This is a genomic window from Paenisporosarcina antarctica (genome assembly GCF_004367585.1).
Lineage (GTDB): Bacteria > Bacillota > Bacilli > Bacillales_A > Planococcaceae > Paenisporosarcina > Paenisporosarcina antarctica.
Window position 1 is genome coordinate 1,778,014 of sequence record NZ_CP038015.1, and the last position, 12,406, is coordinate 1,790,419.

Here is a 12,406-nt window from a genome sequence, read left to right on the forward strand (position 1 = left end):
TACTGAGACCTCTTCTCCAAGGATATGTTTTTATATATTCAGTAATTGCTGTGATCATTATATCCTCCTAACTAATACAAAATCCCAAAATATTTTCATGATCCTCAATGTATACAAAGGAGGGCATAACTACTATTTCATTTTAAGTCTACCATTCTACAAGTCAATCAGTATACCCTGCGGGGTGTGATAACTCCTCTTTATATTCACTATTATAATATTAATTATATTTTTATAGAGTTATACTAGCGTTTCTTTCATTCGAGTTGCAATCATAATGCCTGCTAATAAAGGTAAAATAGCTACTAATCCAATCGCCCAACTAATATTTAGCATATCGGCTAATACCCCTGCTAACAATGCGCCAAATGCATACCCGCTGTCTCTCCAAAATCTAAAAACTCCCATTGAAGAAGCTCTCCACTCTGGATGAGCGACATCACTTATTGCTGCTGCAAAAGTTGGGTAAACCATAGCTGTCCCAATTCCTAGCATTAGTGCTCCTACAATCCATAAGGCATAGATATCAACAAATAATATCCACCAAAGGGAAAAAGCTTGAACCCACATCCCGCTAGCTATTAACCACTTCCGCCCAATACGGTCGCTTAACGCACCAGTAAATAGTTGGAAAAACCCCCATGCCGCTGGATAAATAGCTACGATAACACCTATTTGATTGAATGTTAATCCTGCAGATATGAAAAAGAATGGAAATAGCCCCCACGACATTCCGTCCTTTAAATTTGTTGAAAGGCCTGCAAAACTAATACTAGATAAGTTTTTATCCGTCCAAGTAGTCCTTTTAAATACTTCTCTTGAACTAATAACATCAGAATTTTTCTTTTTTTGTGCCTCTATTTGTAAATGCTTATTCGTGTCTTTAACAAATAAAGATAATAGAAATCCAATTAATACAATAACAATTCCCATGTAAAATGGTTCTGGTCTCAAGGAATAGGTTGAAGCAATATAACCTGAAATCACAGCCATTAAGGCAACCCCTACATAACCAGCAAACTCATTTAATCCGACAGCGAAACCTCTCTGGTTGCTTTTGGCTAAGTCAATTTTCATATTTAATGTCATGGACCAAGTCAAACCTTGGTTAATACCTAGTAATACATTAGCAAAGACAATAACCCACCACGCATGTGCAATGATTACAAGTATCGGGACAAACAAACCGATACCCCAACCTATTAGCAAGACTCGTTTTCGGCCAATTTTATCAGCAATTTGTCCAGCAAAATAATTTACTATTGCTTTTGAGAAACCAAAACTAATAATGAAGGACAGAGCAGCGCTTACAGATGTCAATCCAAAATGTTCTTCACCAATAATAGGAAGAATGGCTCTCTCCAATCCAACCATAAATCCTACGAATAGATTGATAATGATTAATAACGAAAATAAGACAATATTATTTTTTATCCCTAATTTTACTGTACCCATATTTATTCCTCCGTTGTAAAGAAAAACCTAAATATTATTAGGTTATTTTTGCCTTTATTGACCTTGATTAAGCGTTCTCTTTTTAATAAAATCATTTCTATAAAGAACACCGTTAGTTATAGATTAGAAATTTAATTAAGTTGATTTAATTTCTTCCACTCATGAACGCCTGCTTCTAATAAATAAGCTGTATAGCCTTGCTCTTTTAAAAATTCTGTGGCTTCGGTAGCATAAATACAATATGGTCCTCTACAATAAGCGATGATTGTTTTATCTTTTGGAAGTGATGCGAACATTTCTTTCAATTCAGTAATTGGAATAGATTTTGCCCTTGGTATATGCCCTGCTTCATATTCTCTTTTTGGTCGTACATCAATCAGTTGTGAATTATTTTGTTCTAAATAAGAAAAAAGATCTTCAATAGATATTGCTTCTATTTCAGAAGCTTTTGAAATGTAATCAACTCGCGTATGTTTAACTTCATTCATCTGCTTCTCCGTAAGTACTTTAATACTCGATAAGATACTATCAATACTTCCATCCGCTAATTCATAAATCACGTAATTTTTTTCTTTTTTAAATGAAACCAATTTTGATTCCAGTAAGGATTGAAGATGCTTAGAAGTATTGGCTACACTCATAGTGGTTTCCTTTGCCAAAACTTCAACTGTTTTAGGACTTTGTGATAATAAATCCAATAATTCAAACCTTTTCGGACTTGAAAAAGCCTTACTTACTTTAGTGAAATGACTATAAATAAAATCTTTAAACTCCCTATGTTTCATAAATTCACAACCATTCTATTCAACTAATTGGTTTAATAGTATATTAATTAATTTAATTTGTAAACAATTTATTACAATTACCTATAAAAGTACTCCTTTCCTTCCTCATTCCTACTCTTATTTGGATCAAGGCTATCATTATACAAATTCAACCTACCAGAAACTTGTGAAGAAAATGAAGTTAGGCTAATCGATGTCACGTCGTTGTAACTGTTCGAATAACACGCTACAAGATTCATTCTTTGGTCATTTTAAAGATGAAACGGAATTAAAGGAATTGTAAGACCCTGGAAGAAATACGACTAGAAGTGAAAAGTTAAATGACGTATTACAATCATTATCGTGGGCAATGGAATTTAAAAAAGATGCCACCTGCAAAATACAGACAACATCTTCTTCAATTTGCCTAGAGTTTTTATCAAAATGTCCTTTACAAAGTCCATCTTAAAATGCATAATCTTTTTTTCGTTTACAGAAAAAACAACTCTCTACAATTAACTTTGTAAATTGTGAAACGTTAAGAGAAATGATGAAGATCCATAGTATAGGTGTCTTTTTCTTCCCTTATTTAGTAATTACACTTTACCAAGTCAAACTCCATTTCGATTTCTACCGAATAGCATTTGCTATTTAAGGCGTCTTTCGACCTATTCTTTTCAAAATTCAGGGAATCCTATAAAAAATACTTTCTTCTTAAATACATAAATGATCTCACTAAAGATTAAGGAATTTATTAACGGGAACACTAACAATCTTGGGGGGATTATCGTGAAAAATAATGATGTAACCATACCAAATTCAGAAAACACAAAGGATAAAATTAAGATTATTTTAGTGCTGGCAATGCCAGCAGTGATAGAAAATTTTTTTCAGACGATTCTCGGTTTTGTTGATACTTACTTTGTATCGAAAATTGGTCTTGCTGAAGTTTCAGCAGTTGGTGTCACTAATGCTTTGCTAGCCATTTATTTTGCTTTGTTTATGGCAATTGGCGTTGCAGCTAATGTACGGATTGCAAATTTTATTGGAGCGAAACAGCCAGAAAAAGCCCGACATATTGCCCAACAATCGGTTATATTGGCTATTTTGTTTGGCATATTGACGGGGATTTTGACTATGTTCTTTGCAGAACCATTATTAAAGTTGATGGGAATAGAAGACAATGTGCTAGAGGCAGGGGTTATTTACTTTAAAATCGTAGCAATTCCCTCTGTATTTATGTCATTAATGTTTGTTCTAAGTGCGGTCTTAAGAGGAGCTGGTGATACACGTGCTCCAATGAAAGCCAGTATATTAATTAACATAGTTAATGGTGTGTTGGACTATATTTTAATTTTCGGGTTCTGGATAATTCCTGAAATGGGCATTACCGGAGCTGCAATAGCAACTGTTGTTTCAAGAATTATTGGTAGCCTCGCTCTCTTTTATTATATAAAGCGCTCTCCTGTTCTTGCTTTTAGAAAGGATTATTGGAAACCAGATAAACAACACATACGGGAATTAGTAACTCTCGGAGGGCCTGCTGCTGGTGAAAGGCTAGTTATGAGACTTGGACAAATCGTTTACTTTGGATTCGTTGTCGCACTTGGAACAAATGTTTTTGCTGCTCATCAAATTGCCGGCAACGTGGAGGTTTTCTCCTACATGATTGGCTACGGTTTTGCGACCGCAGCAACCATTCTTGTTGGACAGCAAATTGGTGCTGGAAACATTGGTGAAGCAAAAAAATACGCAGTCCTTTGTACAGGGATCGGTATTGGTTTAATGACTATTATAGGCGTTCTGCTTTTTACTTTAGGAGACTGGGCAGGCAGCATATTTACAAATGATACTGTGGTAATTGAAAATATAGGAACCTCTTTAAAAGTATCGGGGGTTTTCCAACCATTCCTCGCTTTACTACTTATTCTTACTGGCGCATTTCAAGGAGCAAATAATACTAAGTTCCCAATGTATCTGACAGCAGTCGGCATGTGGGGGATTCGAACATTACTTGTATATGTACTAGGAATACAACTTGGATGGGGACTTCTCGGTGTGTGGATAGCAATTGGAATAGATATTGCTTTTAGAGCCGTGGTCTTAACTATACAGTTCACACGTGGGAAATGGATTTCTGTTAAAAAGGATGCAGAAGATGAATGTCATCCTCAGACGTCAAAAGAAACTATGTCCGGATGCGTTAATAACTATTAAATAATATTGGAGGAAATTGTGATGGAACAACATCATAAAAATCATCTAGATACAACACTGGAAAGTGAAATTCAGGTAACTATTACTTATCAAAATAAGGTCATTAAATTGTATTTAGAAGATGATGAGGGAAATGTACCGGAATTAGAGTTTAATCACGAGAAACTACTACACCTTATTATTGTAAGTGAAGATTTAAATGAATATTTCCACCTACACCCTGTTCAAAAGAATGATCAAGCATTCGAAATCGATATTGCATTAACAGGTCACTCATATAAGGCTTTTGTGGACATTAAACCTAAAAGGAAAAATTACACTATTAAAGGGATTTCTGTGCCAACAGGTGAAAACATTGATACTCGTCAAAATATGAGTACTGGTTTAAATATAGATGAACAAGGGACAAAAGAGATTAACGGGGTAATAGTTGAATTCCAGCATGATTCATTTGAGACTGGAAAGGATATTAACCTTAATTTTAACATCAAAAACGCTATAGCTGAACCTTACCTAGGAGCATTAGGTCATGTGGTAATTATTGATGAAAAAGCAGAAAAATTTATTCATGTTCACCCCATTTCAAATGAGAGTACATTTTTTCAAACACAATTTGATAATCCGGGATTATATAAATTATGGGCTGAATTTAAATTTGATGGAGCAGTCACAGTCTATCCGTTTGTAATCAAAGTATTTTAACAGTAATAATTTCACTATTAAGTAAATTACAATAAATCATATAATCCTCCAATCGACCATTTTAAAATACTATTTAAAGTTTTGGTGCACTCTCCGTGGTAGAACAATTGAGAAGAATAAAAAATGGATTGGTTGGAAACAATATGTTAGTACAAAAAAATTTATAAGGAGATGGATTAAATGGGGATTCTTTCAACTACTCCAACAACGATGGATCAATGCATCGAAGAATGTTTGCGTTGTGCCCGTGCATGTGAAGAATGCAATACGGCCTGCTTGCAGGAACCAGATGTTCAAGCAAGAATTGCATGTTTGCAACACTTACACGACTGTGCTGACATTTGCTTTGAAGCAGCAGGGTATATGGCTAGAAACAGTGCAAATTCAAAAGCACTTTGCGCACTTTGTGCATCAATTTGCGAAGCGTGTGCTGTTGAATGCGAAAAGTTCAAAGATGATCATTGCCAAGAATGTGCTAAGATTTGCCGTTCATGTGCTGAAATATGCAGAAAAATGGCATCTTAGAATAAATCAGTATTTAATAATTGGATTTAAGATTCTTCTTAATAGAAGAAACCCAAATTCATACGAAGTTATTGGACATATAAGTACCAAAAACATAAAAACCACTATGCATTTATAATGCATAGTGGTTTTCATCTTAAAGATCCCCCTATTCAAGCTTTAGACTTGCCCTTTAGGTAAAATTAATTTATAAAAGTGAGCTCAAATATAACACAAAGATTTCTTGAACATCTGAGACAATTAACCCTATTTGTCATTATTGTTTGAATAGTAAAGGCTATTTCATTAACAAATGCGACTATTCTGGCTGGTTATTGGCATTAGGATTAGGGGTGAACTGCGGCTTAAATCCATCGTAAGTTACTTGCGTTACCATTCCTGCACTCGCGTGATGTAAATCATGACAGTGGAACAACCAGTTACCAGGGTTGTCTGCTTTAAAAGCCACAACATATTCATCCCCAGGTTTCAAATTCAATGTATCTTTAATAATCGGTGACCCTTGGACTGGTTTTCCATTTTTACTTAGTACTTGAAAGAAGTGTCCATGTAAATGCATCGGGTGATCATCTATCGTTGAGTTGTTCTCTAGTTTCACTTTTACGAGATCCCCTTCATTTACTTTAATATTTTCTGTTTTGGGGAAAGTCTTGTCATTGATGGTGTATACCATACCGCGTGAAGACATCCCCGTATTCAGGTCCATCGTATAAGACAAGTCATATTCTTGATCTAATGTAAATCCCCCGCTTCCCTCCTTGCCATAAGATGTCAAATCGAATAGTTTCAGTTTTTCCTGTTTATTTGATTTGTCTGTTGAAGCTCCATCAAAGCTCTCATATTTAATAGGCACTTTCATTCCATCAGTACCTTCCATATCACCATGAGACTCTAGAAGCCATTCACCCAGGTTATCTGTGGTGAATTCAATGTCATACCGTTCACCCGGTGCTATTGATATTAATTGATCTTTTATTAATTCTGGATCATTAATTTCTTGACCATCTGTACCGGTTACTTTAAATTCATGACCGTGTAAGTGAATCTTGTGGGACATAAAACCAGCGTTAACTAGACGTAGTCTCACTTTATCACCTTCATTTACAAGTAAAGGAAGAACATCTTTTCCGCTTTTTCCATTTACAGTAAATATGTCATACATGTTACCCATGTCATGGCCCATGCTAAAACGATCGGAGTCAGTGTCACTCATCCACTCATCTAATACTAGTGTGTAGTCTTTATCGACTTCCTCGTCATTTTTACCCTCAATAATAAATGAACCATAAAGTCCTTTGTCTAATTGATTAACTCCATCTTGATGGGAATGGTACCAATATGTTCCTGGAACAGTAGTCTTAAACTCATATATAAAACTATCCCCAGGTTGTACTGCATTCATTGTTACTCCAGGTATTCCATCCATATTATTTGGAACAGGAATACCGTGCCAATGAATTGTAACAGGATCTTTCAATTCATTTTTAAGGATTATTTTGACTTCTTCCCCTTCTTGAACTCTAATCTCTGGACCTGGAACCGAACCATTGAAAGTCCATGCCTGTATATCTATTCCTTCTGTTAGTGTGTGTTTACGTTCTTGTGCAACTAGGGTGAATTCATTTAATTCTATTTTTTCTGTGGAGACGGTTTGTTGCAATCCCTTAGTCGTTGTATCTTCATATGTTACTTCTCGTTCCTCATCCATATTCATATTATTATGATTCATGCCATTCATTGAATTTGAACATGCACCAAGTATTAAAATGAATAAGGCAATGCTAATGAACTGGATTAATCTTTTTATCATAGTTACACACCTCCATTTAATTAATTACTAACTAAAGACTACACCTAAAGTATGGAGAATTAGTGCAGATAATTTGATAGAGACTTTTATTTTTATGAATCTCCACAATTTATAGGATTAACTTCCCTCAACCTTATAGAACACCTCACGTTTTTAGTTATAATAGAAGAAAAAAATCTTTTCATACAAATATCATCAGTTTGCTCCTAGTTTGTTAAGTGTTTTCTCTGAACTTTTCGATTTGATTCGTAAAATTTTTGTCTTTCACCTAAGGATACTTGCGTGCATATACATATTTAAGAATCTGTTCACATACGAGGAGGAAATATTGAGTATGAAGGAGCAAGATTGTGCACCTCTTTTAGGGGAAAAATTCCCTACTGTAGAGGTCGAAACTACGTTAGGTAAAAAGATGTTACCTGGTGATTACGCAGGAAAATGGTTTGTGTTGTTTTCACATCCAGGAGACTTTACGCCTGTATGCACAACGGAATTTGTAGAGTTTCAAAGAAGAAGTGAAGAATTTACAGCGTTGAACACGGAATTGATTGGATTATCATTAGATGATGTTTTTGCTCACATGAAATGGATTGAATGGATTAGGGATAATTTTAATGTCTTGATTACTTTCCCAATCATTGCGGATCAGCTTGGTAAAGTGGCTCTGAGATTAGGTATGATATCACCAGAGCTAGGGTCTTCAACTGTTAGAACAGTCTATATCATAGATCCTCAAGGGACTATCCAATTAATGATGAATTACCCTCCTGTGGTAGGTAGAAACATCGAAGAAATATTGAGAGTTGTTCGTGCATTGCAAGTTGCTGCAGAATTTAAAGTGGCTACTCCAGTAGACTGGCCACAAAACGCTTACTTAGGTGATAAAGTCATTATTCCACCCCCACGAAATGTGATGGCTGTAGAGAAGCGTTTAGAGGAAGCGAAACAAGGCGACATTCAATGTTTGGATTGGTGGTTCTGTTATAAATCACTAGAAAAATAGAGATTTCGGAATGATTGGAATAACTGTAATACTTTAAATCCGATTAAAAGAATGTCACGGGAAAACAATAATAAAAGTCGAAATCTCTCAAAGATTTCGACTTTTTCTGATTTATACCTGATTACACTTGAAACTTAATTGTTTCGCTTAACCCCTGCTCTTCCTCTTTTTCTGACTTCAATCCTGCTACGGTATACGTACATCGCTTCCCTACTACCTTATGATTCAAATTGACCGATACTTAAAGGAAGATGCAAGTTCAGTCACTATCAGTATTACTAACTTAATTTCAAATCGATAGATAAGTAGATTTTTTCATATTGTCTAAAGGAATAATAGAAGTTCTATTAACATAGATAATAGAAAGTAGAAAAAAGGAGGAGAAATAATGAGCTCCATGGGATTTAAAAAAGGTAGTTATCAAGAGAGTAAAAGGTTTTCCAATTGCAATACATTTGAACTATTATTAATATTATGTGGTTTTATCACATGGATTGGTGTTGAGAAATTTAACTTAAATGTAATTGCAACGTTTGTTGTTACTTTTATTATTTCAATGATTCTATTCTATACTCGTCTTAATCATTTGCTTATTGTCATATTTTCAGTAGCTTGGGGAGTTGTAGGTTTTCAATTATTCCAATATTTAGTTAGCATTACTGGCGGAGAAATTACATTATCATATGTTATTGGTATCATAGGATTCATTTTAGCGTCATTAATAAGTTTTATAAAAAGGAGCATGGACAAGCAATATTACACTGATATAGAAGATGAAATGTAATGTAATGTGTATCAAGATCGACCTTGTAAACTTATCGAACAGAATTCCGAGTTGCTTTTATGCGCAACTCTTAGCACCATTACCTAACCTAAAGGAAAAAGAGGACGAGCGCGGCAAAAGCCCGCCATCGTCCTCTTTTTATTTAGGCAAGCCCGTTGTGTAAGTACTTACGTCTTTCCCTTACAACCACACTATAGATAAAATGAATAAATATAATAAACTACTAAACCATAACATAGCGTTTTTTACACTGTTTTAGGTACCGATTATTATCGTTGTCGACTTTTTTAGAGCCAGAATGTGTTCAACGATTAAAAAAAGATTAAAATAGAAACATAGGTTAACGAGAGGAGATTGACATACTATGAATATTTCAATAATAGGTGGAGGTCTTAGTGGTATCTTTGCTGCGAGAACACTTTTCGAACTAGGCCACAATCCTACGATTATAGAAAAAAGTCGAAGTGTCGGTGGACGCATGGCTACTAGAAGAGTCGGAATTGGACGTGCTGATCACGGAGCTCAGTTCTTCACTGTACGCTCGCCACAATTACAAACATTGACGAACGAATGGCTAGAGAAAAAATTAATCAAACGCTGGTTTGGGGATGACTTTCCAAGATATTCGGGGACAGAAGGAATGAATTCTTTTGTTAAAAATCTGGCTAATGGCCTGAATATTAAGCTTGATGAACAAGTTCTTCAAGTGAAGTCAAGTGAACTAGGGGTAACCATTACAACTCAAAATGGAAATGCCTATTTTAGCGACGCTGTTGTGATTACAGCTCCAGTTCCACAAGCGTTTCAATTGCTTCAAGAATCTTCACTCATCTTATCTAATCAATTGAAAGAAACGCTCTCTGCTTCAAGCTTTAAACCATGCTTTGTCGCCCTACTCACTCTTATTGAACCACTATCGATTGAAAAAGATGGTATCGTTTCAGAAGGATTACCACCTGGAATTGATAAGATCATAGCCAATGACCAAAAAGGTATTTCTGCTTGTCCTATTCTATCAGTTTATATGACTGGAGACTGGAGTGCGAAATATTTTGAGCAGCAAGATGAAACAGTGCTTGAACAAATCTTTGCCGCACTTACACATGATGTGATTGATACATCACTCATCGTGCGTCAACAGCTTAAGCGTTGGCGTTATGCAGAAGCAACTCATGTATATAAAAAGCCGTTTATGCAGCTTGATGACTTACCGATTTTCCTTGCAGGCGACAGCTTTTTGACTGAGCAGGACACAAGTGGCCGAACGCGAGTTGAAAGTGCTATTTTATCTGGAATTCATGTTGGAGAAGCGATTCACCGTGAGTTTTTAAAATGAATGAGGTAATACCTCTTCAATTTCGGGACATGAACCAAGATATATACAGAGTTGATTAATAATTTAATTTTATTTATTCCTACATTAAACTCATCTTTAATTTGATATATCCAGTCGCTTAGAAGGCAACCTGTAGCACCATAAACTAAAGAAAAATAGAGTTGAGTAAGGACACACTGCCACGGCTCAACTATTTTTCTGCAGGTATTTTTGTCGAGAGTGTACGATCTTCACTCCCTCCAATCTCACCATGCAGGTAACGGAATGACTAAATAGAGACCCTCAAATTAACTTAAAATTTAAGGGTCTCTATTTAGTGTTTGTATTTTCAACGGAAAACGGCACCATTTCAGATAACCATTTTACTCTTCTTGCGCTTCTTGTGCTTCTTGAAATGCCAAGGATACCTTTTCAAATTCCTCGTCACTCTCGATAATAGATAATTCCTCATCTTCTTCAACTCTTAAAAAGAAGACATCAATGTCTTCTTCCGATTCTTCTTGAGATTCTTCTGCGAAACTGACAGCAGCGTATTCTATTTCATCGATGCTTAACAAGCCAAGTACTTCAATTTCTTGTTCCTCATCTTTCTCATCAATCAACGTAAATATGTTACCAACCTCTATTTTTTCCATATTACTTTCCCCTCCATATCTTTTTATACTCCAGTTTTCCTATTTCCTTTAGTACCATTATTAAGCTTATTAAAACCATTTTCCCTTACTTATATTTGGTTTAATATGCCTATAATAGAACAACTCGTGCACTAATTGCAATCTTACTCCATCTTCGTTTTAGTCACAACAATTGAATATTCATGTAGTATAAGTAAAATTCACTTACCTAGTATTTCATACAAACAGGTTTTCATTCATATTCCTGTCATTTTTTTTCGTTATCAACTATTAGATATTTCCCTAACTTATAATTTCAAGTTTACCGGAGCACTTTCCAACATAAGTTGTAGCAGCTACCTAATGGACAAAAGGTCATTATGGCAAATAATTTGTAGCTCCATTAAACTAGTTAAATTAATGTTGACCTTCGCTTTAGGGGAGTACTTATTATTGAGCAGAACGAGAGAATGTGAGGTCAATTAAATGTATCGAATTGGATTATTTTCTAAGATTTCAAAAACGACCATCAAAACACTCAGGTATTACGATGAGATTGGACTTTTACAACCGGTAGCTAATCCAGCTTTATCAGATTATCGCTTGGAAGCAGATGTACTTTTCGATAGTCGATATCTCATCGGTGAAAGACCGGAATAACCTTCAGCAGATCCTCGACAAACTAGAGAGAGAAATCATGACCTCCGGTGACAAGCTTTCTCGTATCAAAAACTATAAGAACGAACTTAAAAGAGGTTTTACTATGAATTATCAGGTAGTAATCAAGGATTTACCCGAATGAATCGTTTACTCGAAGAAAATGCACATCTCTATTTATGACGCCTACTTCGAGTTAATTCCAGCCCTCTCCAACCCCTTAATGAAACTGTCATAACCTGAGTACGCCTTTATCGTTTATCTGGATGGTGAATATAAAGAAAATGATTTTCAGGTAGAATTTTGTGAGGCAGTAGAACATTTTTTGAAACCGGCACAATTACTTTCAAAAAATTGAAAGTGTCCAAGTCGTAACTGTCCTACATAAAGGATCGTACAGTAAACTTAGCGAAGCATATTCCTATGTGTTCAAAGTGAGTTTCACTAAAATATCCCTGCTGGCGCACCACGCATAACCCCGCCACAGCTCTTGCTGTTATTGTCATGTTCATCTTTAGTCCCTTTTTGCCCGTTTGAAA

11 protein-coding genes and 1 pseudogene are annotated in these 12,406 nt (G+C 35.4%); 8 read left to right on the forward strand and 4 right to left on the reverse strand.

The features are described from left to right. Window positions 1-240: 240 nt before the first annotated feature. Window positions 241-1,455, reverse strand: coding sequence for an MFS transporter (locus tag E2636_RS08930; RefSeq protein ID WP_134209896.1), 1,215 nt, complete (start codon window positions 1,453-1,455; stop codon window positions 241-243). A 131-nt stretch (window positions 1,456-1,586) separates the two neighbouring features. Then, on the reverse strand, window positions 1,587-2,240 hold the full coding sequence (locus E2636_RS08935) for an ArsR/SmtB family transcription factor (protein WP_134209897.1): 654 nt from the start codon (window positions 2,238-2,240) through the stop codon (window positions 1,587-1,589). Window positions 2,241-2,349: 109 nt separating this feature from the next. Between E2636_RS08935 and E2636_RS19350 the strand changes: the two are divergent. The 4 genes and pseudogenes from E2636_RS19350 to E2636_RS08950 form a co-directional block, all read left to right on the forward strand. Further along, a pseudogene (locus E2636_RS19350) lies at window positions 2,350-2,650 on the forward strand (IS3 family transposase); the annotation flags it as partial. Window positions 2,651-3,008: 358 nt separating this feature from the next. After that, a complete protein-coding gene (locus tag E2636_RS08940; protein ID WP_134209898.1) occupies window positions 3,009-4,436 on the forward strand; it encodes an MATE family efflux transporter in 1,428 nt (475 codons plus the stop codon). A 21-nt stretch (window positions 4,437-4,457) separates the two neighbouring features. Next, entirely contained in the window at window positions 4,458-5,138 is a 681-nt protein-coding gene (locus E2636_RS08945) for a DUF8832 domain-containing protein (RefSeq protein WP_134209899.1), read from the forward strand. Between the two features lie 180 nt (window positions 5,139-5,318). Further along, entirely contained in the window at window positions 5,319-5,663 is a 345-nt protein-coding gene (locus tag E2636_RS08950) for a four-helix bundle copper-binding protein (protein ID WP_017381029.1), read from the forward strand. 298 nt (window positions 5,664-5,961) lie between these two features. Here the strand turns inward: E2636_RS08950 and E2636_RS08955 are convergent, their stop codons facing one another. Next, complete coding sequence (locus E2636_RS08955; protein WP_134209900.1) at window positions 5,962-7,473, reverse strand: multicopper oxidase family protein; 1,512 nt, start codon at window positions 7,471-7,473, stop codon at window positions 5,962-5,964. A 334-nt stretch (window positions 7,474-7,807) separates the two neighbouring features. On the opposite strand from E2636_RS08955, the gene E2636_RS08960 reads away from it, so the two are divergent. The 3 genes from E2636_RS08960 (at window position 7,808) to E2636_RS08970 (ending at window position 10,596) form a co-directional block, all read left to right on the forward strand. Then, window positions 7,808-8,476, forward strand: a complete 669-nt coding sequence (locus tag E2636_RS08960) for a peroxiredoxin (RefSeq protein ID WP_134209901.1) — start codon at window positions 7,808-7,810, stop codon at window positions 8,474-8,476. Window positions 8,477-8,864: 388 nt separating this feature from the next. Beyond that, entirely contained in the window at window positions 8,865-9,260 is a 396-nt protein-coding gene (locus E2636_RS08965) for a hypothetical protein (protein WP_134209902.1), read from the forward strand. Between the two features lie 364 nt (window positions 9,261-9,624). Beyond that, a complete protein-coding gene (locus tag E2636_RS08970) occupies window positions 9,625-10,596 on the forward strand; it encodes an NAD(P)/FAD-dependent oxidoreductase (protein ID WP_134209903.1) in 972 nt (323 codons plus the stop codon). 362 nt (window positions 10,597-10,958) lie between these two features. Here the strand turns inward: E2636_RS08970 and E2636_RS08975 are convergent, their stop codons facing one another. Continuing rightward, window positions 10,959-11,231 carry a DUF1292 domain-containing protein gene (locus E2636_RS08975; protein WP_134209904.1) on the reverse strand — a complete coding sequence of 91 codons (273 nt, stop codon included), beginning with the start codon at window positions 11,229-11,231 and terminating at the stop codon, window positions 10,959-10,961. Between the two features lie 465 nt (window positions 11,232-11,696). Here E2636_RS08975 and E2636_RS08980 point away from each other — a divergent pair, with 465 nt between their 5' ends. Beyond that, entirely contained in the window at window positions 11,697-11,870 is a 174-nt protein-coding gene (locus E2636_RS08980; protein ID WP_134209905.1) for a MerR family DNA-binding transcriptional regulator, read from the forward strand. Window positions 11,871-12,406: the final 536 nt, after the last annotated feature.

Coding starts and splice junctions, on each gene's coding strand:
- E2636_RS08930 (WP_134209896.1), bottom strand. CDS start 1,455: ATGGGTACAGTAAAATTAGGGATAAAAAATAATATTGTCTTATTTTCG.
- E2636_RS08935 (WP_134209897.1), bottom strand. CDS start 2,240: ATGAAACATAGGGAGTTTAAAGATTTTATTTATAGTCATTTCACTAAA.
- E2636_RS08945 (WP_134209899.1), top strand. CDS start 4,458: ATGGAACAACATCATAAAAATCATCTAGATACAACACTGGAAAGTGAA.
- E2636_RS08950 (WP_017381029.1), top strand. CDS start 5,319: ATGGGGATTCTTTCAACTACTCCAACAACGATGGATCAATGCATCGAA.
- E2636_RS08955 (WP_134209900.1), bottom strand. CDS start 7,473: ATGATAAAAAGATTAATCCAGTTCATTAGCATTGCCTTATTCATTTTA.
- E2636_RS08960 (WP_134209901.1), top strand. CDS start 7,808: ATGAAGGAGCAAGATTGTGCACCTCTTTTAGGGGAAAAATTCCCTACT.
- E2636_RS08965 (WP_134209902.1), top strand. CDS start 8,865: ATGAGCTCCATGGGATTTAAAAAAGGTAGTTATCAAGAGAGTAAAAGG.
- E2636_RS08970 (WP_134209903.1), top strand. CDS start 9,625: ATGAATATTTCAATAATAGGTGGAGGTCTTAGTGGTATCTTTGCTGCG.
- E2636_RS08975 (WP_134209904.1), bottom strand. CDS start 11,231: ATGGAAAAAATAGAGGTTGGTAACATATTTACGTTGATTGATGAGAAA.
- E2636_RS08980 (WP_134209905.1), top strand. CDS start 11,697: ATGTATCGAATTGGATTATTTTCTAAGATTTCAAAAACGACCATCAAA.